The following is a 21,357-nucleotide window of genomic DNA, read 5'->3' as shown; positions in this document are numbered from 1 at the left end:
TCTGCTTAAACAGTTGTAGAAGATGGAGGTGATCAAATGACGAGTCTTTTGTTGGAGCTGTATGATCGGCATGTATTGGAAAAGAATGTCTACCAAGCCTTTATCAGTGATTGTGACGAGATTCTTTTTCTATCTTTGACGAAAATAAGCAATGATGAGAAAGTCTCCCTCCGTCAGTTTATCCTTGAAGAAGTCCCCCATATACAAAGAGTGTCCTTTCGTCAGCTGTCTTTAGAACAACTAGCGAACCAGTTAGATTATTGCCTAGTAGGCTATGACCAAGTCCTTCTCGATGTTTTTGGCGGAGATTCACTACTAGCCTTATCTCTCTATCAATATGGCTTGGATCGCCACCTCCCCATCGTTGCCATGGATGTTGAACGAGGAAAACAATACAAGTGGGTAGCTGGTCAGTTGGAAAAAGAAGATTTGGATATTCCAACTCTAAGCATCCAACAGTTGATAGCCTTGCGTGGTGGAAAAATCCTCAAATCAAAACGCCCTATCCACTCAGTTGAGCAAATTAAGGCTATTAAAAAACTAGCCAGCTCGGCTATTTCCAATCCCGCCCACTGGTATCAAGTAACCCAATTTTTCTCTTTAGCTAAGACCAATGACCTGCATGCTGAGACTGAAAAAATACTGGAAAACAACGGCAAGTATTATCACTATCCAGAATCCCTGATCCCCTTACTAGTAGAAGCGGGGATGCTTCGTATTGAAGGCGAGGACAAGGAGCGAGTAATCTACAGCTTTCCAAGTCAAGAAGCTCAAATCTTTTGCCGCAACAAGGGGCATATTTTAGAGGTATATCTCTATCTCTTGGCGCTTGAATCTCAGCTGTTTGATGAGTGCATGATAGGCGGTGAGATTGATTGGAATGGCATCTTTCCAGAGGCGGACAATGTTCAAAATGAGATTGATGTCATTCTGAGAAAGGGACGCTCGATTACCTTTATCTCCTGCAAGATGACAGATTTATCAGTTGAAGCCATCAATGAGCTAGAAGTCTACGCCAATCATTTTGCTGGGGAAAGTTGCCTCAAGTTAATTGTCTGTACGGGGAAAATCAATCCTGTTTATGCCAATCGCTGTCAAGAATACGGCGTGCTGGTCATTAGAAGTGAGCAGATTTCCAATCTCATTCCCATGCTAAAAAAATATTCTAAGAGACAAAAAAGATAAGAAATAATATTATGAAAGGCTGGAATTCCAGTCTTTTTTAGTTCTTTTTCGAATAAATGAGAAAAGGAGGTAGACCATGTTTGTAGCCAGAGATGCACAGGGGAAATTGGTGAATGCCCTCGAAAAAGATGTTAGCAAGCAAGCTTATACTTGTCCAGCCTGTGGTGGTGGACTACGATTACGTCAGGGACAGAGTATTCGAACGCACTTTGCCCATGAAAGGTTAAGAGATTGTATTGCCATTTTTGAAAATGAAAGTCCAGAACACTTGGGCAATAAAGAGGCCCTCTATCACTGGGCCAAGAAGGACAATCAAGTCGCCTTAGAATATAGTCTGCCCGAGATTCAGCAGATTGCGGATGTTCTCGTCAATGAGAAATTAGCTCTGGAGGTTCAGTGCAGTCCCTTGTCTCAAAAGCTTTTAGGCGATAGAAGTCAAGGCTACCGTAGTCATGGTTATCAGGTTATCTGGCTACTGGGAGAAAAACTCTGGTTAAAAGAGCGATTAACACAACTGCAAAGGGGATTCCTCTATTTTAGTCAAAATATGGGTTTCTATGCTTGGGAACTAGATTTCAAAAAGCAAGTTTTGAGACTGAAATATCTTTTACATCAGGACCTACGTGGTAAGCTTCATTTTCAGGTAAAGGAATTTCCCTTTAGTCAAGGAAACCTCTTGGAAATTCTACGCTTTCCTTATCAAAAACAAAAGCTAACTCGTATCACAGTTTCTCAAGATCCAACTATCTGTCACTACATTCGCCAACAATTGTACTACCAAACGCCTTACTGGATGAAGAAGCAAGAAGAGGCCTATCACCAAGGAGACAATCTATTAAACCGTCAACTAGACGACTGGTATCCTCAAGTCAAGCCGATAGAATCAGGTGATTTTTTGCAGATTGAAACGGATTTGACTAGCTATTATAGAAATTTTCAGGCTTACTATCAAAAAAAACCGAAAAATAATTGCCAAAAGCTCTATCCACCAGCCTTTTATCACTTATATTTCTCAAAAAATGTGGTAAAATAGAAAGGATGGAGGAATCTTATGGTATTACAACGACATGAAATAAATGAAAAAGATACATGGGATCTTTCAACAATCTACCCAACAGACCAGGCTTGGGAAGAAGCCTTGAAAGATTTAACTGAAAAAGTACAAACAGCATCTCAGTATGAGGGACATCTCTTGGACAGCGCAGACAGTTTGCTTGAGATCACAGAATTCTCACTCGACTTGGAACGCCAAGTTGAAAAGCTTTATGTCTATGCGCATATGAAAAATGACCAAGACACTCGTGAAGCCAAGTATCAAGAGTACTATGCTAAGGCAATGACCCTATACAGTCAGTTAGAACAAGCCTTTTCATTCTATGAACCTGAGTTTATGGAGATTAGTGAGGAGCAGTATGCGGCCTTCCTAGAAGCTCAACCAAAACTCCAAGTTTACAAGCACTTTTTTGACAAGCTCTTGCAAAAGAAAGACCATGTTCTTTCGCAACGTGAGGAAGAATTACTTGCTGGAGCAGGAGAAATCTTTGGCGCTGCTAGTGAAACTTTCGCTATTTTGGACAATGCAGATATCACCTTCCCATACGTCTTGGATGATGAAGGTAATGAAGTGCAACTCTCACACGGTACTTACATCCGTTTGATGGAGTCTAAAAACCGTGAAGTACGTCGTGGTGCCTATGAAGCCCTCTATGCGACTTACGAGCAATTCCAACACACTTATGCTAAGACTTTGCAGACAAATGTTAAGGTGCAAAACTACCGTGCCAAAGTTCGCAACTATAAGAGCGCTCGCCATGCAGCCCTCGCAGCAAACTTTGTTCCAGAAAGTGTCTATGACAATTTGGTAGCAGCAGTTCGCAAGCATTTGCCACTTTTGCATCGTTACCTCGAGCTTCGTTCTAAAATCTTGGGGATTTCTGATCTCAAGATGTACGATGTCTACACACCGCTATCTTCAGTAGAATACAGCTTTACCTACGAAGAAGCCTTGAAGAAAGCAGAAGAAGCCTTGGCAGTCTTGGGTGAGGATTACTTGAGCCGTGTCAAACGTGCCTTTAGCGAGCGTTGGATTGATGTCTATGAAAATCAAGGCAAGCGTTCAGGTGCCTATTCTGGTGGTTCCTATGACACCAATGCCTTTATGCTTCTCAACTGGCAGGACAATTTAGACAATCTCTTTACCCTTGTCCATGAAACAGGTCACAGTATGCATTCAAGCTATACTCGTGAAACTCAGCCTTATGTTTACGGAGATTACTCTATCTTCTTGGCGGAGATTGCCTCAACGACCAACGAAAATATCTTGACGGAGAAATTATTGGAAGAAGTAGAAGACGATGTAACTCGCTTTGCTATCCTCAATAACTTCCTAGACGGTTTCCGTGGAACAGTCTTCCGTCAAACTCAATTCGCTGAGTTTGAACATGCCATCCACCAAGCAGATCAAAACGGTGAAGTCTTGACAAGTGATTTCCTCAATAAACTCTATGCCGACTTGAACCAAGAGTACTATGGACTCAGCAAGGAGGACAATCCTGAAATTCAGTACGAATGGGCGCGCATTCCACACTTCTACTATAACTACTATGTATACCAGTATTCGACTGGTTTTGCAGCTGCTTCAGCCTTGGCTGAGAAGATTGTCCATGGTAGTCAAGAAGATCGTGACCGCTATATCGACTACCTCAAGGCAGGTAAATCAGACTATCCACTCAATGTCATGAGAAAAGCTGGTGTTGATATGGAAAAAGAAGACTATCTTAATGATGCCTTTGCAGTCTTTGAACGTCGCTTGAACGAGTTTGAAGCTCTTGTTGAAAAATTGGGACTAGCTTAAGATGGTAGAGTCTTATAGTAAAAATGCCAATCACAATATGCGTCGTCCCGTCGTCAAGGAAGAAATCGTTGAACTCATGCGCCAGCGTCAAAAGCAGGTGACTGGTTCTTTGAAAGAATTGGAAGCCTTCGCTCGCAAGGAAAATATCCCAATCATTCCTCATGAAACAGTTGCTTACTTTCGATTTCTCATGGAAAGTCTGCAGCCTAAGAATATTTTGGAAATTGGGACAGCTATCGGTTTTTCAGCTCTTTTGATGGCGGAGCATGCGCCAGATGCTAAGATTACAACCATTGACCGCAATCCTGAGATGATAGGCTTTGCCAAGGAAAACTTTGCCCAGTTTGACAGTCGTAAGCAAATCACCCTCTTAGAGGGAGATGCCGTAGATGTTTTGTCTAGCCTGACAGAAACTTATGACTTTGTCTTTATGGATTCGGCTAAGTCCAAGTACATCGTCTTTCTACCTGAAATCCTCAAACGACTTGAAGTTGGTGGAGTGGTTGTCTTGGATGATATTTTTCAAGGAGGAGATGTTGCCAAGGACATCATGGAAGTCCGCCGTGGTCAACGAACGATTTATCGTGGTTTGCAAAGACTTTTCGACGCAACTTTGGACAATCCAGGTCTAACAGCAACTCTAGTTCCTCTTGGTGATGGCATTCTCATGCTACGAAAGAATGTAGCAGATGTACAGCTACCTGATGATAAATGATTTTCAGAAAAATTTAAGAAATTATAGTAAAATAGATAAAGTAACACTTACCGTAAAAGGAGTAAACATGAAGAAAAAAATTATGGCAGGAGCCATCACACTTTTATCAGTAGCAACACTTGCAGCTTGTTCAAATAGTTCTGAAGGAAAAGATTTGATTAGCATGAAGGGTGATGTGATTACAGAACATCAATTCTTTGAAGAAGTAAAGAATAATCCAACTGCGCAACAAGTCTTGCTCAACATGACCATTCAAAAAGTATTTGAAAAACAATATGGATCAGAAGTGACTGATAAAGATGTGGATGACGCCGTTGCTGAGGAACAAAAGAAATACGGCGATAGCTACAATAGCGTACTTCAACGGGCAGGTATGACACCTGAGACTCGTAAAGCTCAAATCCGTACTAGCAAATTGGTTGAATTGGCGGTTAAGAAAGCTGCCGAGAGTGAATTGACAGATGAGGCTTACCAAAAGGCTTTTGAGTCCTATACACCAGATGTGACAGCTCAAATCATCCGTATGGATAATGAAGACAAGGCAAAAGAAGTGCTTGAGAAAGCCAAAGCAGAAGGTGCAGATTTTGCTCAGTTGGCAAAAGACAACTCTAACGATGATAAGACAAAAGAAAATGGTGGAGAAATCACTTTTGACTCTGCTTCAACAGAACTTCCAGAACAAGTCAAAAAAGCAGCCTTTGCCTTGGATGTGAACGGTGTTTCTGATGTGATTACGGCTACTGGAACACAAGCCTACAGCAATCAATTCTACATCATCAAAGTAACGAAGAAAACAGAAAAATCTTCTAATATAGAGGATTACAAAGAAAAATTGAAGACCATCATTTTGACTCAAAAACAAAATGATTCAGCCTTTGTTCAAGGAGTAATTGGTAAAGAATTACAAGCTGCTAATATCAAAGTCAAAGATCAAGCCTTCCAAAACATCTTCACCCAATACATCGGTGGTGGTGACTCAAGCTCAAGCAGTAGCTCTTCATCTAACTAAGCAATGAAATTACAAATCTCATTTGAGGTTTGTATTTTTTATGCTTGAAGACAAAAAATAAGTAAAATTCGAAGGATTAAAGGATGATAGTTTTTTTCTTTCTGAAAAAGTGGTATAATAACAATCAAAACTAGAAAATAAAACGGAATTAGGGACAACCACCTCTGTTCCTATTAGAGTGGTGAAATATGAAAATTAGTAAAAGGCACCTACTGAACTATTCCATTTTGATTCCTTATTTTCTTCTGTCGATTTTGGGATTGATTGTAGTTTACTCGACAACGAGTGCAACCTTAATTGAAGAAGGAAAAAGCGCTTTTCAATTGGTACGTAACCAGGGAATTTTCTGGGTAGCTAGTTTGGTTTTGATTGCCTTAATCTATAAATTAAAATTAGGTTTCCTGAGAAATGGACGTCTCATTTTTATCGTGATGATTGTGGAGATGATTCTTTTAGCCCTAGCGCGTCTGGTCGGAACACCTGTCAATGGAGCATACGGATGGATTTCTGTAGGACCTGTAACGATTCAGCCGGCTGAATACCTTAAGATTATCATCATCTGGTACCTAGCACATCGTTTTTCAAAACAGCAAGATGAGATTGCGGTTTATGATTTCCAGGTTTTGACAAAGAATCAGTGGCTGCCTCGAGCTTTTAATGACTGGCGTTTTGTTCTGCTGGTTCTGATTGGTAGCTTGGGGATTTTCCCCGACTTGGGAAATGCGACCATCTTGGTCTTGGTGGCGCTCATTATGTACACCGTTAGTGGAATCGCCTATCGTTGGTTCTCGACTATTCTAGCTCTATTAGCAGGGAGTTCAATTTTATTCTTATCTGTCATTCGTCTCGTTGGGGTTGAAAAATTTTCTCAGATACCGGTATTTGGTTATGTTGCTAAACGTTTTAGTGCCTTCTTTAATCCCTTTAATGACTTGGCGGGTGCAGGACACCAGCTTGCAAATTCCTACTATGCCATGGTTAATGGAGGCTGGTTCGGACTAGGATTGGGAAATTCTATCGAGAAGCGTGGTTATCTGCCAGAAGCCCATACGGATTTCGTATTTTCGATTGTTATAGAGGAGTTTGGATTCGTGGGAGCGAGTATGATTTTGGCTTTACTCTTCTTCTTAATTTTGCGAATCATCTTGGTTGGTATTCGAGCTAAGGATCCCTTTAACTCCATGGTTGCTATCGGTGTCGGAGGGATGATTCTTGTCCAGATCTTTGTCAATATCGGTGGGATTTCTGGTTTGATTCCTTCTACAGGGGTAACCTTCCCTTTCCTTTCACAAGGTGGGAACAGTCTCCTGGTATTATCCGTAGCCATTGCGCTTGTATTAAACATCGATGCCAGCGAGAAACGTGCCAAGCTCATTAGAGAATATGAATCTCAAACTGTTGAAGGTCTGTAAGGATTGTATGGAAAGGAAAAATATATGTCTCTTCAGAAATTAGAAAACTATAGTAATAAAGCCGTCATCCAAGAAGAAGTCTTAATTTTGACTGAGCTGCTAGAAGATATCACAAAAAATATGCTAGCACCAGAGACCTTTGAAAAAATCATGCAGTTGAAGGAATTATCAACAAATGAAAACTATCAAGGGCTCAATGAACTGGTGACTAGCCTTTCCAATGAAGAAATGATTTACATTTCTCGTTATTTCTCTATCCTTCCACTCTTGATTAATATATCTGAGGATGTGGACTTAGCCTATAAAATTAACCACCAGAACAATGTGGACCAAGACTATCTAGGGAAATTGTCTACAACCATAAAGATGGTAGCTGAAAAAGAAAATGCAGCTGAAATTTTAGAAAAGTTAAATGTCGTTCCTGTCTTGACCGCCCATCCAACGCAAGTACAACGCAAGAGTATGCTGGACTTGACCAACCATATCCATACTCTCTTGCGCAAGTATCGTGATGTCAAACTAGGTTTGATTAATAAAGAAAAATGGAACATGGATCTCCGTCGTTACATTGAAATTATCATGCAAACAGACATGATTCGTGAGAAGAAATTGAAGGTGACTAACGAAATCACCAACGTGATGGAGTACTATCAAAGTTCATTCCTGAATGCTGTGCCACGTTTGACGGCTGAATATAAGAAACTAGCTAAGGAACAAGGAATTGAGCTCCAACATCCAAAACCAATTACTATGGGGATGTGGATTGGAGGAGACCGCGATGGAAATCCTTTCGTAACAGCGGAGACCCTCAACAAATCAGCCTTGACTCAGTGTGAAGTCATCATGAACTACTACGATGAAAAGATTTATAATCTTTATCGTGAATTTTCACTTTCAACCAGTATCGTGAATGTCAGTGATAAGGTCCGCGAGATGGCGCTTAAGTCACAAGATAACTCCATTTACCGCGAAAAAGAACTCTATCGTCGTGCTCTTTTTGATATCCAAGCTAAGATGCAGGCAACTAAGGCTTATCTCATTGAAGATAAGGATCTTCAGCCTAGATATGCTACTGCAGATGAATTTTATCAAGACTTGTTGGCCATTCGAGATTCTCTCCTTGAGAACAAAGGGGAATACCTGATTTCAGGAGAATTTGTTGAACTGATGCAAGCCGTTGAAATCTTTGGCTTTTACCTTGCTTCTATCGACATGCGCCAAGACTCTAGTGTTCATGAAGCCTGTGTGGCAGAATTGTTAGCATCCGCAGGGATCAACGACCATTATAGCGATCTCTCTGAAGACAAAAAATGCGCCCTCCTCTTAAAAGAGTTGGAAGAAGATCCTCGTATCCTCTCTGCTACTCATGCTGAAAAGTCAGAACTGCTTGAGAAAGAATTGTCTATCTTCAAAACTGCTCGCAAGTTGAAGGATAAACTGGGTGAAAATGTCATTCGCCAAACCATCATCTCTCACGCGACAAGTGTATCTGATATGCTAGAATTAGCCATCATGCTCAAAGAAGTAGGCTTGGTTGATGCTCAAAAAGCGCGCGTTCAGATTGTTCCCCTCTTTGAAACGATTGAAGACTTGGATCACTCGGAAGAAACCATGAGAAGATACTTCTCTCTTCCATTGGCTAAAAAATGGATTGCTTCAAAAGACAACTACCAAGAAATCATGCTTGGCTACTCCGATAGTAATAAAGATGGTGGTTATCTATCATCATGTTGGACACTCTACAAGGCTCAACAACAACTGACTGCTATTGGAGATGAATTTGGTGTTAAAGTCACCTTCTTCCATGGCCGTGGTGGTACTGTTGGTCGAGGTGGTGGTCCAACTTATGAAGCTATCACATCTCAACCGCTCAAGTCTATCAAGGACCGTATCCGTCTGACTGAGCAAGGAGAAGTCATTGGAAACAAATATGGTAACAAAGACGCTGCCTACTATAACCTTGAAATGTTGGTATCCGCGGCCATTAACCGTATGATTACCAAGAAAAAGAGCGATACCAATACCTCAAATCATTATGAGTCTATCATGGATCAAGTAGTGGACCGTAGCTACGATATCTACCGTGATTTGGTCTTTGGAAACGAACATTTCTATGACTATTTCTTCGAGTCAAGCCCAATCAAGGCTATTTCAAGCTTCAATATCGGTTCGCGTCCAGCAGCTCGTAAGACCATCACTGAAATCGGTGGTTTGCGTGCCATCCCTTGGGTCTTCTCATGGTCACAAAGTCGTGTCATGTTCCCTGGATGGTATGGTGTAGGATCAAGCTTTAAAGAGTTTATTGATCAAGATCCAAAGAATATCGAGTTCCTTCGTGATATGTACCAAAACTGGCCTTTCTTCCAATCTTTGCTTTCCAATGTAGACATGGTCTTATCTAAGTCTAACATGAACATTGCTTTTGAATATGCCAAGCTCTGTGAAGATGAAGAAGTGCAGGCCATCTACTACACTATTTTAGATGAATGGCAGTTGACTAAGGATGTTATTTTAGCTATTGAAGGCTATGACGAACTTTTGGCAGAAAACTCTTACCTAAAAGACAGCCTAAACTATCGTATGCCTTACTTTAATATCCTTAACTACATCCAGTTGGAGTTGATCAAACGTCAACGTCGCGGCGAATTGTCAGCTGACGAAGAAAAACTGATCCATACTACTATCAACGGAATTGCAACCGGTTTGCGTAATTCAGGCTGATATTCTACAAACTTCCTCTTTTTACTAGGGGAAGTTTTTGAATTGTTTAAAAAATTCTAAAAATAGCCTTGACAAGTAGTTGAAAAATGATATAATTTAAACATTCAGAAAGTAATCATGCTCATTTTTTAGAGAGTCTGTGGTTGGTGAAAACAGATAGATGAAAGTGATGAAATTGGGCTGAATGTTATTAAGAATTTGAAATCATAAAAATTCGGTGAGCACACCTTACAGTGCAGCTCGTTATTGCGAGAAAGAGCGATAGGGATAGTCCCTATAATTGAGGTGGTACCGCGCATCGACGTCCTCACACAAGTTTTTTGTGTGAGGATTTTTTCTATGGGAGGAAAGATTATGAAATTTAGACGATGGCGTCGCTTGTTTTGAGTGAAAAGAGTATTATACAAGTGATTTAAAAGGAGAAAAAGTATGAAAAATAAACGTTTGATTGGAATTATCGCTGGATTAGCTATATTGGTGGTGGCTAGCTTGATTTATTCATCAATGAACAAGCCAGCAGCTAAGGAAGAGCAAAAGGTCGCTAAGGTTGGTGTTCTTCAGTTTGTTAGTCACCCATCCTTGGACTTGATTTACCAAGGGATTCAAGATGGACTAGCTGAAGAAGGCTATAAGGACGATCAAGTAAAAATCGACTTTATGAACTCTGAAGGTGATCAGAGCAAGGTTGCAACCATGAGTAAACAATTGGTGGCAAATGGAAATGACGTTGTTGTTGGGATTGCAACACCAGCTGCTCAAGGACTTGCTAGTGCTACAAAAGACCTACCAGTTATCATGGCTGCTATTACAGACCCAATCGGTGCTAACTTGGTCAAAGATTTGAAAAAACCAGGTGGCAACATCACAGGGGTGTCAGACCACAACCCAGCTGAACAGCAAGTAGAGTTGATTAAAACCCTCACACCAAATGTCAAAACGATCGGAGCTCTTTACTCAAGTAGCGAAGATAACTCAAAAACACAGGTAGAAGAATTCAAGGCTTATGCTGAAAAAGCAGGTTTGACAGTCGAAACATTTGCTGTTCCATCAACAAATGAAATTGCTTCAACAGTTAATGTCATGACAAGCAAGGTCGATGCGATTTGGGTTCCAATTGACAACACCATCGCATCAGCATTCTCAACAGTTGTTTCAAGCAACCAAACAGCTAAAAAGCCAATCTACCCAAGTGCTACTGCCATGGTAGAAGCAGGTGGATTAGCATCTGTAGTAGTTGACCAACACGATCTTGGAGTGGCTACTGGTAAGATGATTGCCAAAGTTTTGAAAGGTGAAAAACCAGCTGATACGCCAGTTAATGTCTTCTCAACTGGCAAGTCGGTTATCAACAAAAAACTAGCGCAGGAACTTGGTATCACCATTCCTGAGTCCGTTCTAAAAGAAGCAGGACAAGTGATTGAATAAAGATAAAGGAGGAGCTGGACACATCTCCTCCCATTTTTACTAAAGAAAGAAATGAGTGAAAGATTATGATAGTATCCATTATTTCACAGGGGATGGTCTGGGCGATTCTAGGTTTGGGAATCTTTATGACTTTTCGAATTTTGAATTTTCCAGATATGACTACTGAGGGCTCTTTCCCACTAGGGGGAGCAGTAGCTGTAACCTTGATAACACAAGGAGTCAATCCATTTTTAGCGACCTTGACCGCAGTAGGAGCAGGCTGCCTAGCTGGTATGGCAACAGGTCTCTTATACACCAAAGGTAAAATACCAACTCTCTTATCAGGGATTTTGGTCATGACTTCTTGCCATTCCATCATGCTGATGATTATGGGACGTGCCAATCTGGGGCTTCTTGGGACCAAGCAAATTCAGGATGTCTTACCTTTCGACTCAGACCTCAATCAACTCTTGACTGGATTTATCTTTGTTGCCCTTGTTATTGGCCTTATGCTCTTTTTCCTTGATACCAAACTAGGTCAGGCTTACATCGCTACAGGTGACAATCCTGATATGGCTCGTAGCTTTGGTATCAATACGGGACGTATGGAACTCATGGGCTTGGTTCTCTCAAATGGGATCATCGCACTTGCAGGAGCCCTAATTGCTCAACAAGAAGGCTATGCGGATGTTTCGCGAGGAATTGGAGTGATTGTCGTAGGTCTTGCTAGCTTGATTATTGGTGAGGTGTTGTTCAAGAGTCTGACTTTGGCGGAACGTTTAGTGACAATTGTTATAGGCTCTATCGCTTATCAGTTCCTCGTCTGGGGAGTGATTGCCCTTGGATTTAATACAAGTTATTTACGACTATATAGCGCTTTAATCTTGGCAGTTTGCCTTATGATTCCAACCTTCAAAAGCAAATACCTGAAAGGAGTCAAGTTTAGCAAATGACAGCAATTGTAGAATTAAAAAATGCTACCAAAGTCATCACGAATGGCTTTGACGAGGAAAAAATCATTCTGAATGATGTTTCTCTTGAAATTTTTGAACATGATTTCATTACCATCCTAGGTGGAAATGGAGCTGGGAAGTCAACTCTTTTTAACACTATTGCAGGTACCCTACCTTTAACAAGTGGAAGTATCCGTATCATGGGGGAGGATGTGACGCATTTTTCACCTGAGAAGCGGGCTAAGTACTTGTCTCGTGTCTTTCAGGATCCTAAAATGGGTACGGCTCCTCGTATGACGGTGGCGGAAAATCTCTTGATTGCCAAGTTTCGTGGTGAGAAGAGAGGCCTCCTTTCTAGAAGGCTATCAAGTCACCGTGAGGAGTTTCAGGCAACCATTGAAAAAGTGGGAAATGGCCTTGAAAAACATCTCGACACTCCGATTGAGTTTCTTTCAGGCGGTCAGCGTCAGGCACTGAGTCTCTTGATGGCAACCTTGAAACGACCAGAGTTACTCTTGTTGGATGAACACACAGCAGCCCTTGACCCAAAGACCAGTGTGGCCTTGATGGAATTAACAGATGAATTTGTCAGCAAAGACCATCTGACAGCCTTGATGATTACTCACCATATGGAAGACGCCCTCAAGTATGGCAATCGTCTGATTGTCATGAAGGAAGGCCGTATCATCCAAGACCTCAATAAAGAAGAAAAAGCTAAGATGAAGATTTCAGACTACTATCAATTATTTGAATAGATGAGTTAAATTATCATCAAAAATAGTGAATAAAAGCTTAGAAGCCTGAAAGTGTTTCTGAGTTTTTTATCTTCCATTTTAATATGGAAAAATATAGCAAAGAGAATTCCGGAAAGAGTATGAAATGGTTTACTTTTTTTCAGAAATAAGCTATACTAGTTAACGTAAAACTATGATAAGATGGAGGTATTGTGTATGGTTGACAAGCAAGTTATTGAAGAAATCAAAAACAATACCAACATTGTGGAAGTCATAGGCGACGTGATTTCTTTACAAAAGGCTGGACGGAACTATTTAGGGCTCTGTCCTTTTCATGGTGAGAAGACCCCTTCTTTCAACGTTGTGGAAGACAAGCAGTTTTATCACTGTTTCGGATGTGGTCGTTCAGGAGATGTTTTTAAGTTCATCGAAGAATACCAAGGTGTATCCTTTATGGAAGCTGTTCAGCTCTTAGGTGAGCGCGTCGGTATTCAACTAGCCACGCCTATCCAGTCTCGTCCTCAACAGGCTTCCCCTCATCAAGCTTTATATGATATGCATGAAGAAGCTGCACGTTTTTACCATGCAATTCTCATGACGACCAAGATGGGAGGAGAAGCAAGGGCTTATCTCTACAAACGTGGATTGACAGATGATGTTCTGAAGCACTTCCAGATTGGACTGGCTCCAGCAGAGAGAACCTATCTCTATCAACGTTTGGCTGACAAGTTCGAGGAAAAGGATTTATTGGATTCGGGCTTGTTTTATCTGTCAGATGGCAATCAATTTTATGATACTTTTTTCGGGCGTATCATCTTTCCTTTGACCAATGACAAGGGGCAGGTTATTGCCTTTTCAGGTCGTATCTGGCAAGAAACGGATAGTCAGACTGCCAAGTATAAAAATAGTCGTTCGACTGCAATTTTTAACAAGAGTTACGAATTGTATCATTTGGACAAGGCAAAAAAGGGAACAGGTAAGATTACAGAGCTCTATCTGATGGAAGGCTTCATGGATGTGATTGCAGCCTACCGTGCTGGTATAGAAAATGCTGTAGCTTCTATGGGGACAGCCTTAAGTAAGGAGCATGTTGAGCACCTCAAACGCTTTACCAAAAAAATTGTTCTCAGCTATGATGGCGACAAGGCAGGGCAGGCAGCGACAGCCAAAGCTCTGGAAGAATTAAAAGATTTCTCAGTTGAGGTTGTTCGAGTACCTGATGCCATGGACCCAGATGAGTATTTGCAAAAGAATTCTGCTGAAGACCTGGCTTACCTTTTAACCAAGACTCGGATTAGTCCTATAGAGTTCTATATTCACCAGCTCAAGCCAGAAAATAGTGACAACTTGCAGGCACAAATCGAATTTATTGAAAAGATTGCGCCCCTAATCGCCAAGGAAAAGTCTATCACCGCCCAGAATTCCTATATCCACATTCTGGCGGATAATCTACCTTCTTTTGATTACCAGCAGGTGGAGCAGATTGTAAATGAAAGTCGGATTGTTCAAAGGCAGGAAAGAGTCAAAGAGGAGCAACCTCCGGCAGCGATTAGTTTACCTGTAACGCGGCAACTGACAGCAGTCATGAGAGCAGAGGCTCATCTCCTTTATAGGATGGCTGAGAATCCACTTGTTTTAAATGACTATCGATTAAGAGAAGATTTTTTCTTTGATACCCCAGAATTTCAGATTCTTTACGAATTATTAAGTGTAGAGGGACAAATCGGCTCAGAGGAGCTTTCTCATCAGACGCCTGAGGTTGAAAATGCTTGGTACCACGTGCTTAGTCTGGATTTGCCAGCTGAGATGTCGCCTCAGGAGCTAGTGGAAGTCGAAGCGACTCGAAACCGTGCCCTCCTCAGTAAGGACAACTTAAGAATTAAAAAGAAAGTGCAGGAAGCTAGTCATGTAGGAGATACAGACACAGCCTTGGAAGAATTGCAACGATTGATTTCCCAAAAGAGAAGAATGGAGTAATAATGGCAACAAAACAAAAAGAAGTAACCACATTTGATGTGCAAGTAGCAGATTTTATCCGTAACCACAAAAAAACAGGAACAGCAACAGACGACGAAATCAATTCAAGTCTGGTTATTCCTTTTACCCTGGATGCAGATGGCATTGAAGACCTTTTGCAACGGATTCAGGATGCTGGAATTTCTATCACAGATAACGAAGGAAATCCAAGTGCGCGTGTGCTTAGTGCAGAAGAAGAACCAGAACTCAGTGATGAGGACTTGATTGGCTCAACTTCAGCCAAGGTTAATGACCCTGTCCGTATGTATTTGAAGGAAATCGGGGTTGTTCCTCTCTTGACCAACGAAGAGGAAAAAGAATTGGCTCTAGCAGTTGAAGCAGGTGATATCGAAGCTAAACAACGTCTTGCGGAAGCCAACCTTCGTTTGGTGGTTTCCATCGCTAAACGCTATGTAGGACGTGGCATGCAGTTTCTTGACTTGATTCAAGAAGGAAACATGGGCTTGATGAAGGCCGTGGATAAGTTTGACTATTCAAAAGGATTCAAGTTTTCAACTTATGCAACTTGGTGGATTCGTCAGGCGATTACTCGTGCCATCGCTGATCAGGCGCGTACTATTCGTATCCCTGTCCACATGGTGGAAACCATTAACAAGCTTGTCCGTGAACAGCGGAATCTCCTTCAAGAATTGGGGCAAGATCCGACACCTGAACAAATCGCTGAGCGTATGGATATGACACCTGACAAGGTGCGTGAAATCCTAAAAATCGCTCAAGAACCAGTATCGCTTGAAACACCGATTGGTGAAGAGGACGATAGTCATCTTGGGGACTTTATCGAAGACGAAGTGATTGAAAATCCAGTAGACTACACAACTCGTATCGTTTTGCGTGAGCAGTTGGATGAAGTCTTGGATACTCTCACAGACCGTGAAGAAAACGTCTTGCGCTTGCGCTTCGGGCTAGATGATGGGAAAATGCGTACTCTTGAAGATGTTGGTAAAGTCTTTAACGTGACTCGTGAACGTATCCGTCAGATTGAGGCCAAGGCTTTGAGAAAATTGCGCCAACCAAGTCGCAGCAAGCCCCTTCGTGATTTTATTGAAGACTAAGAGTGAGGAATAATATGGCTTATACAGAAGAGCAAATTGAAACGATTAAAACTCGTATTTTGACTGCCTTGGAAGAGGTCATCGACCCTGAGTTGGGAATTGATATTGTCAACTTAGGTTTGATTTATGAGATTCGTTTTGATGGTGAAACAGGTCACACGGAAATTGATATGACCTTGACAACTATGGGGTGCCCGCTGGCTGACCTCTTAACAGATCAGATACACGATGCGATGACAGAGGTTCCTGAGGTAACCAATATCGAAGTCAAATTGGTCTGGTATCCAGCATGGACGGTTGAAAAAATGAGTCGCTATGCGCGTATCGCCCTAGGAATTAAGTAATCGATTGGAAAATTGCGAGAGACGATTGGAAAAGAGAGGGGCTCCTCCATTTTCCTCTGGTCTCTTCTTTCTTTTACTGATTTTCTTGAAATAAAATGGTATAATGAGTAGTATGGAAAACAAAAAATTGCGTATTAATATGCTAAGTTCAAGTGAAAAGGTGGCTGGTCAAGGAGTGTCAGGAGCCTACCGTGAATTGGTGAGTCTACTTCATCGTGATGCCAAAGATCAGTTGATTGTTACGGAGAATCTTCCTGTAGAGGCAGATGTAACCCACTTTCATACCATTGATTTCCCCTATTATTTATCTACTTTCCAAAAGAAACGCTCTGGGAGAAAAATTGGCTATGTGCATTTTTTGCCTGATACGCTTGAGGGGAGTTTGAAGATTCCATTTTTCCTAAAAGGAATTGTCAAACGCTATGTTTTTTCCTTTTACAACCGAATGGAACACCTAGTGGTGGTTAATCCCATGTTTATAGAGGATCTAGTTGCTGCGGGTATTCCACGTGAAAAAGTAACCTATATTCCAAACTTTGTAAATAAAGAAAAATGGCATCCATTGCCAGCTGACCAAGTAGCAAAACTTCGTCAGGAAATGGATTTAGCTGAAGAACAGTTTGTTGTTATCGGTGCAGGTCAGGTCCAGAAACGTAAAGGAATTGATGACTTTATTCGTCTTGCGGAGGAATTGCCAGAAATTACCTTTATCTGGGCTGGTGGTTTTTCATTTGGTGGAATAACAGATGGTTATGAACGCTATAAGAAGATTATGGATAATCCACCTAAAAATCTAATTTTCCCAGGTATTGTGTCACCGGAGAGGATGCGGGAACTGTATGCTTTAGCTGATTTGTTCTTACTACCTAGCTATAATGAACTATTCCCTATGACCATCTTAGAGGCAGCTAGTTGCGAGGCTCCTATTATGTTAAGGGATTTGGACCTGTATAAGGTCATTCTTGAGGGAGATTATCGTGCTACAAGTGATGTCTCTGAGATGAGAGAAGCAATCCTAGAATATAAAGAAAATCCTGAAGCGTTGAAAGAATTGAAAGAAAAAGCGAAAAGGATATCCAAGCAGTATTCGGAAGAGCGTTTACTGGGAATTTGGTTAAAATTTTATCGGGAACAGGCTGCTCTAGGTAAAAAGTGAGGTAATCTATGCGAATTGGTTTATTTACAGACACCTATTTTCCTCAGGTTTCCGGGGTTGCGACCAGTATTCGAACCTTGAAGACAGAGCTTGAGAAGCAAGGCCATGCAGTTTTTATCTTTACAACAACAGATAAAGATGTGAATCGCTACGAGGATTGGCAAATTATTCGAATTCCGAGTGTCCCTTTCTTTGCATTTAAAGATCGACGATTTGCCTATCGAGGTTTTACAAAGGCACTTGAAATCGCCAAGCAGTATCAACTCGATATCATTCACACCCAGACAGAATTTTCACTTGGATTATTAGGGATTTGGATTGCACGAGAATTGAGAATTCCTGTTATCCATACTTACCATACCCAGTACGAAGACTATGTGCATTATATTGCTAAGGGGATGTTGATTCGTCCAAGTATGGTAAAATATCTGGTACGTGGTTTCCTTCGTGATGTAGATGGAGTAATCTGTCCTAGCGAGATTGTCCGGGACCTTTTATCTAAATACAAAGTGAAGGTTGAAAAACGTGTCATTCCAACCGGAATTGAGCTAGCTAAGTTTGAACGGCCTGAGATTAAAGGGGAAAACTTGCAAGAACTTCGTTCGAAGTTAGGTATTCAGGAAGACGAGAAAATGCTACTGAGCCTTTCGCGTATTTCTTACGAGAAGAATATCCAAGCAGTTCTAGATGCTTTTGCTGAAGTATTGAAAGAAGAAGATAAAGTAAAGCTGGTCGTTGCTGGAGATGGTCCTTATCTGGACAGTCTGAAAGAGCAAGCAGTGAAATTAAACCTGCAAAAACATGTGATTTTTACAGGGATGATTGCTCCAAGTGAGACAGCTTTATACTATAAGGCTGCAGATTTCTTCATCTCTGCCTCTACTAGTGAAACCCAAGGATTAACTTATCTAGAGAGTTTAGCCAGTGGAACACCCGTCATTGCTCATGGCAATCCTTATCTTGATAACCTGATCAGTGACAAAATGTTTGGAACCCTCTACTATGGAGAACAGGAGTTAGCAGGGGCCATCCTTGAAGCCTTAATCGCCACTCCGGATATGTCTGAACAAAAGTTGGCGGATAAGTTGTACGAAATTTCGGCTGAAAACTTTGGAAAACGAGTACATGAGTTTTACCTCGATGCCATTATCTCAAATAACTTTGAACATGAATTGCATGATGGAAAACCTGTCAGTCAGCGCTTCTTGAAAACGATTTTATATCTACCCCAACAGGCTGTTACAAGTCCAGTAAAAGAGTCTAAGCGTATTTTGCGGGCTTCTCGGAAGCAATTATCCAGCATCAGAGATTATTGGAAAGATGAATTCAAATAATAGAATAAGAGGAAAATATTATGAAAAAATTAATGCGAAGTGGAAAAAATCAAATAATTGGTGGAGTCTGTGCAGGAGTTGCCCATTATTTTGATATTGACCCAACAATTGTTCGTGTTGTTTGGGGTGTTCTTGCATTTTGTTATGGAGCAGGAATCCTTGCTTACATCATTTTATGGGTGGTTGCACCAGTTTCGACAGACTATTAAACTAGAATTATAAAGTGAAAAGGAGAAGTTATGGCTTTTGGAGATAATGGGAAACGTAAAAAAACATTGTTTGAGAAAGTGACGCTTGTTGTCGTGCTCATCATGTTGTTTGTAACCCTTGCTGGTATCTTTGCGACAGCGCTTGGAGCATTTAGCAGATTCTAAGCAAGCTGCGAGAATAGAAACAATAACTAATGACTGGGTTTTCCCCAGCCTTTTTAAAGTGAGAAGAAAATATGAGTATGTTTTTAGATACAGCCAAGATTAAGGTCAAGGCTGGTAATGGTGGCGATGGCATGGTTGCCTTTCGCCGTGAAAAATATGTCCCAAATGGCGGTCCTTGGGGTGGTGATGGTGGACGTGGAGGTAACGTTGTTTTCGTAGTAGACGAGGGCTTGCGCACCTTGATGGATTTCCGCTATAACCGTCATTTCAAGGCTGATTCTGGTGAAAAAGGAATGACCAAAGGGATGCATGGACATGGTGCAGAAGACCTTCGTGTTCGTGTGCCACAGGGAACTACTGTACGTGATGCAGAAACAGGTAAAGTCATTACAGACTTGATTGCACATGGTCAAGAATTTATCGTGGCTCATGGCGGTCGAGGTGGTCGTGGGAATATCCGTTTTGCAACACCAAAAAATCCTGCGCCTGAAATCTCTGAGAATGGAGAGCCAGGTCAAGAACGTGAGTTGCAACTGGAATTGAAAATCTTAGCAGATGTTGGTCTAGTCGGTTTCCCATCTGTCGGCAAGTCAACTTTGCTCAGTGTCATTACTTCAGCTAAACCCAAAATCGGTGCTTACCACTTTACGACGATTGTCCCTAATTTGGGTATGGTTCGTACACAGTCAGGTGAATCTTTTGCAGTAGCTGACCTTCCAGGTTTGATTGAAGGGGCTAGTCAAGGTGTTGGTCTTGGAACCCAGTTTCTCCGTCATATCGAACGTACACGAGTTATCCTCCATGTCATCGATATGTCAGCTAGCGAAGGACGTGATCCTTACGAGGATTACCTTGCTATCAATAAAGAATTGGAATCCTACAACCTTCGTCTCATGGAACGTCCGCAGATCATCGTAGCCAATAAGATGGATATGCCTGAAAGTCAGGAAAATCTTAAAACTTTCAAGGAAAAGTTAGCAGCAAACTACGACGAGTTTGAGGAACTTCCAGCCATCTTCCCTATTTCTGGATTGACCAAGCAAGGTTTGTCAACTCTTTTGGATGCGACAGCTGAATTGTTAGACAAGACTCCAGAATTTCCAATCTATGATGAGTCTGATATGGAAGAAGAGGCGTACTACGGTTTTCACGAGGAAGAAAAAACCTTTGAGATTAGTCGTGATGATGATGCGACATGGGTACTTTCTGGTGAAAAACTCATGAAACTCTTTAACATGACCAACTTTGACCGTGACGAATCAGTTATGAAATTTGCCCGCCAGCTTCGTGGTATGGGGGTTGATGAAGCCCTTCGTGCGCGTGGAGCCAAAGATGGTGATTTGGTTCGCATCGGTAAATTTGAGTTTGAATTTGTAGACTAGGAGATTGATATGGGAGATAAACCGATATCATTCCGAGATGCAGATGGAAATTTTGTTTCTGCAGCAGATATATGGAATGAAAAGAAACTAGAAGAATTGTTTAATCGTCTCAACCCTAAACGTGCCCTTCGATTAGCACGTACAAAGAAAGAAGAAACACAGTCCAAGAAATAAAAAATTCCCGTGATTTTTTGATCACGGGAATTGTGTTATTCACCAAAGAAAAATGGTGGTGCATATTTTTTAAGACTTTCAAAACAAGCTTGCGCTTTTGTAGCATCCTCACAGATAATCATGCAGACATCATCTCCACAAAGCGTTGCAATGACATCTGGAAAGTCCAAGGAATCAATTACAGATCCAAATGATTGAGCTAAACCGGGTAAGGTTTTCAAAATAACTTGGTGTTGGACAGGACGCAACATAACAAGAGCATCTTCCATATAATTTTCAAGACGTTTTTCCCACTTGGAGATAGAGCCTGTATTTAACACGTAGTAAGAATGATCTTCTTCTCGTACTTTTGAAAGGTTCATGGTTTTGATATCGCGTGATAAGGTAGCCTGTGTAACTTGGATATCGTTTTCGGCTAACAAGGCTTGCAATTCCGCTTGGGTATGGATTTTATTTTTTGAAACGAGGGCACGAATAAGTTGGTGTCTGTGTTCAGATTTGTTCATAAGTGTTAATA

At 41.3% G+C, this 21,357-nt stretch carries 20 protein-coding genes and 1 other annotated feature; of the genes, 19 read left to right on the top strand and 1 reads right to left on the bottom strand.

Features of this window, described 5'->3' with window-relative positions; all coding sequences use genetic code 11:
• Window positions 1–36 precede the first annotated feature (36 nt).
• The 19 genes from M9H69_RS06115 (at window position 37) to M9H69_RS06025 (ending at window position 20,840) form a co-directional block, all read left to right on the top strand.
• Window positions 37–1,185 (top strand): Card1-like endonuclease domain-containing protein, encoded by a 1,149-nt coding sequence (locus tag M9H69_RS06115; protein WP_250315080.1) that lies wholly within the window; start codon window positions 37–39, stop codon window positions 1,183–1,185.
• 76 nt (window positions 1,186–1,261) lie between these two features.
• Complete coding sequence (locus tag M9H69_RS06110) at window positions 1,262–2,218, top strand: competence protein CoiA (RefSeq protein WP_250315079.1); 957 nt, start codon at window positions 1,262–1,264, stop codon at window positions 2,216–2,218.
• Window positions 2,219–2,236: 18 nt separating this feature from the next.
• Window positions 2,237–4,039, top strand: a complete 1,803-nt coding sequence (gene pepF / locus M9H69_RS06105) for an oligoendopeptidase F (protein WP_250315078.1) — start codon at window positions 2,237–2,239, stop codon at window positions 4,037–4,039.
• A 1-nt stretch (window position 4,040) separates the two neighbouring features.
• A complete protein-coding gene (locus M9H69_RS06100) occupies window positions 4,041–4,754 on the top strand; it encodes an O-methyltransferase (RefSeq protein WP_000230405.1) in 714 nt (237 codons plus the stop codon).
• A 67-nt stretch (window positions 4,755–4,821) separates the two neighbouring features.
• Window positions 4,822–5,763 carry a peptidylprolyl isomerase PrsA gene (gene prsA / locus M9H69_RS06095; RefSeq protein ID WP_000727162.1) on the top strand — a complete coding sequence of 314 codons (942 nt, stop codon included), beginning with the start codon at window positions 4,822–4,824 and terminating at the stop codon, window positions 5,761–5,763.
• Between the two features lie 188 nt (window positions 5,764–5,951).
• Window positions 5,952–7,175, top strand: a complete 1,224-nt coding sequence (gene ftsW / locus M9H69_RS06090; protein WP_061598515.1) for a cell division peptidoglycan polymerase FtsW — start codon at window positions 5,952–5,954, stop codon at window positions 7,173–7,175.
• Window positions 7,176–7,199: 24 nt separating this feature from the next.
• Entirely contained in the window at window positions 7,200–9,896 is a 2,697-nt protein-coding gene (ppc, locus tag M9H69_RS06085; protein ID WP_250315077.1) for a phosphoenolpyruvate carboxylase, read from the top strand.
• 96 nt (window positions 9,897–9,992) lie between these two features.
• Window positions 9,993–10,208 (top strand) — a binding site (T-box leader).
• A gap of 117 nt (window positions 10,209–10,325) precedes the next feature.
• On the top strand, window positions 10,326–11,321 hold the full coding sequence (gene trpX, locus M9H69_RS06080; RefSeq protein WP_250315076.1) for a tryptophan ABC transporter substrate-binding protein: 996 nt from the start codon (window positions 10,326–10,328) through the stop codon (window positions 11,319–11,321).
• Between the two features lie 65 nt (window positions 11,322–11,386).
• On the top strand, window positions 11,387–12,253 hold the full coding sequence (locus M9H69_RS06075; protein ID WP_250315075.1) for an ABC transporter permease: 867 nt from the start codon (window positions 11,387–11,389) through the stop codon (window positions 12,251–12,253).
• Complete coding sequence (locus M9H69_RS06070; protein WP_033605668.1) at window positions 12,250–13,008, top strand: ABC transporter ATP-binding protein; 759 nt, start codon at window positions 12,250–12,252, stop codon at window positions 13,006–13,008. Before M9H69_RS06075 ends, M9H69_RS06070 begins: the two co-directional genes overlap by 4 nt.
• 195 nt (window positions 13,009–13,203) lie before the next feature.
• Complete coding sequence (dnaG, locus tag M9H69_RS06065) at window positions 13,204–14,964, top strand: DNA primase (protein ID WP_250315074.1); 1,761 nt, start codon at window positions 13,204–13,206, stop codon at window positions 14,962–14,964.
• 2 nt (window positions 14,965–14,966) lie between these two features.
• A complete protein-coding gene (gene rpoD, locus M9H69_RS06060) occupies window positions 14,967–16,076 on the top strand; it encodes an RNA polymerase sigma factor RpoD (RefSeq protein WP_000201892.1) in 1,110 nt (369 codons plus the stop codon).
• Between the two features lie 14 nt (window positions 16,077–16,090).
• The gene (locus tag M9H69_RS06055) at window positions 16,091–16,420 is read left to right on the top strand and encodes a metal-sulfur cluster assembly factor (RefSeq protein ID WP_000331934.1); all 330 of its coding nucleotides are present in this window, start codon (window positions 16,091–16,093) and stop codon (window positions 16,418–16,420) included.
• A 112-nt stretch (window positions 16,421–16,532) separates the two neighbouring features.
• On the top strand, window positions 16,533–17,576 hold the full coding sequence (locus tag M9H69_RS06050) for a glycosyltransferase family 4 protein (RefSeq protein WP_180382661.1): 1,044 nt from the start codon (window positions 16,533–16,535) through the stop codon (window positions 17,574–17,576).
• A gap of 8 nt (window positions 17,577–17,584) precedes the next feature.
• Window positions 17,585–18,910 (top strand): glycosyltransferase family 4 protein, encoded by a 1,326-nt coding sequence (locus M9H69_RS06045; protein WP_250315073.1) that lies wholly within the window; start codon window positions 17,585–17,587, stop codon window positions 18,908–18,910.
• 20 nt (window positions 18,911–18,930) lie between these two features.
• Window positions 18,931–19,119 (top strand): PspC domain-containing protein, encoded by a 189-nt coding sequence (locus M9H69_RS06040; RefSeq protein WP_000735791.1) that lies wholly within the window; start codon window positions 18,931–18,933, stop codon window positions 19,117–19,119.
• 30 nt (window positions 19,120–19,149) lie between these two features.
• Window positions 19,150–19,284 carry a DUF4044 domain-containing protein gene (locus M9H69_RS06035; protein WP_000863851.1) on the top strand — a complete coding sequence of 45 codons (135 nt, stop codon included), beginning with the start codon at window positions 19,150–19,152 and terminating at the stop codon, window positions 19,282–19,284.
• A 71-nt stretch (window positions 19,285–19,355) separates the two neighbouring features.
• Window positions 19,356–20,666: a GTPase ObgE gene (obgE, locus tag M9H69_RS06030; RefSeq protein WP_250315072.1), complete on the top strand. Its 1,311-nt coding sequence runs from the start codon at window positions 19,356–19,358 to the stop codon at window positions 20,664–20,666.
• A 9-nt stretch (window positions 20,667–20,675) separates the two neighbouring features.
• On the top strand, window positions 20,676–20,840 hold the full coding sequence (locus M9H69_RS06025; protein ID WP_250315071.1) for a hypothetical protein: 165 nt from the start codon (window positions 20,676–20,678) through the stop codon (window positions 20,838–20,840).
• Window positions 20,841–20,875: 35 nt separating this feature from the next.
• On the opposite strand, the gene M9H69_RS06020 is transcribed toward M9H69_RS06025, so the two are convergent.
• Window positions 20,876–21,346 (bottom strand): arginine repressor, encoded by a 471-nt coding sequence (locus M9H69_RS06020; protein ID WP_001043015.1) that lies wholly within the window; start codon window positions 21,344–21,346, stop codon window positions 20,876–20,878.
• Window positions 21,347–21,357: the final 11 nt, after the last annotated feature.

The sequence above is a fragment of the Streptococcus oralis genome (assembly GCF_023611505.1).
Taxonomy (GTDB): Bacteria; Bacillota; Bacilli; order Lactobacillales; family Streptococcaceae; genus Streptococcus; species Streptococcus oralis_CT.
This window is presented reverse-complemented; position numbering and strand designations above follow the sequence as displayed.

What these genes read in the sequence shown, in the direction of transcription:
- M9H69_RS06025 (WP_250315071.1), top strand. Translation starts at nt 20,676, where the DNA reads ATGGGAGATAAACCGATATCATTCCGAGATGCAGATGGAAATTTTGTT.
- M9H69_RS06020 (WP_001043015.1), bottom strand. Translation starts at nt 21,346, where the DNA reads ATGAACAAATCTGAACACAGACACCAACTTATTCGTGCCCTCGTTTCA.
- ppc (WP_250315077.1), top strand. Translation starts at nt 7,200, where the DNA reads ATGTCTCTTCAGAAATTAGAAAACTATAGTAATAAAGCCGTCATCCAA.
- M9H69_RS06055 (WP_000331934.1), top strand. Translation starts at nt 16,091, where the DNA reads ATGGCTTATACAGAAGAGCAAATTGAAACGATTAAAACTCGTATTTTG.
- obgE (WP_250315072.1), top strand. Translation starts at nt 19,356, where the DNA reads ATGAGTATGTTTTTAGATACAGCCAAGATTAAGGTCAAGGCTGGTAAT.
- prsA (WP_000727162.1), top strand. Translation starts at nt 4,822, where the DNA reads ATGAAGAAAAAAATTATGGCAGGAGCCATCACACTTTTATCAGTAGCA.
- M9H69_RS06045 (WP_250315073.1), top strand. Translation starts at nt 17,585, where the DNA reads ATGCGAATTGGTTTATTTACAGACACCTATTTTCCTCAGGTTTCCGGG.
- rpoD (WP_000201892.1), top strand. Translation starts at nt 14,967, where the DNA reads ATGGCAACAAAACAAAAAGAAGTAACCACATTTGATGTGCAAGTAGCA.
- pepF (WP_250315078.1), top strand. Translation starts at nt 2,237, where the DNA reads ATGGTATTACAACGACATGAAATAAATGAAAAAGATACATGGGATCTT.
- trpX (WP_250315076.1), top strand. Translation starts at nt 10,326, where the DNA reads ATGAAAAATAAACGTTTGATTGGAATTATCGCTGGATTAGCTATATTG.
- M9H69_RS06050 (WP_180382661.1), top strand. Translation starts at nt 16,533, where the DNA reads ATGGAAAACAAAAAATTGCGTATTAATATGCTAAGTTCAAGTGAAAAG.
- M9H69_RS06110 (WP_250315079.1), top strand. Translation starts at nt 1,262, where the DNA reads ATGTTTGTAGCCAGAGATGCACAGGGGAAATTGGTGAATGCCCTCGAA.
- M9H69_RS06035 (WP_000863851.1), top strand. Translation starts at nt 19,150, where the DNA reads ATGGCTTTTGGAGATAATGGGAAACGTAAAAAAACATTGTTTGAGAAA.
- M9H69_RS06070 (WP_033605668.1), top strand. Translation starts at nt 12,250, where the DNA reads ATGACAGCAATTGTAGAATTAAAAAATGCTACCAAAGTCATCACGAAT.
- M9H69_RS06040 (WP_000735791.1), top strand. Translation starts at nt 18,931, where the DNA reads ATGAAAAAATTAATGCGAAGTGGAAAAAATCAAATAATTGGTGGAGTC.
- M9H69_RS06100 (WP_000230405.1), top strand. Translation starts at nt 4,041, where the DNA reads ATGGTAGAGTCTTATAGTAAAAATGCCAATCACAATATGCGTCGTCCC.
- ftsW (WP_061598515.1), top strand. Translation starts at nt 5,952, where the DNA reads ATGAAAATTAGTAAAAGGCACCTACTGAACTATTCCATTTTGATTCCT.
- M9H69_RS06075 (WP_250315075.1), top strand. Translation starts at nt 11,387, where the DNA reads ATGATAGTATCCATTATTTCACAGGGGATGGTCTGGGCGATTCTAGGT.
- dnaG (WP_250315074.1), top strand. Translation starts at nt 13,204, where the DNA reads ATGGTTGACAAGCAAGTTATTGAAGAAATCAAAAACAATACCAACATT.
- M9H69_RS06115 (WP_250315080.1), top strand. Translation starts at nt 37, where the DNA reads ATGACGAGTCTTTTGTTGGAGCTGTATGATCGGCATGTATTGGAAAAG.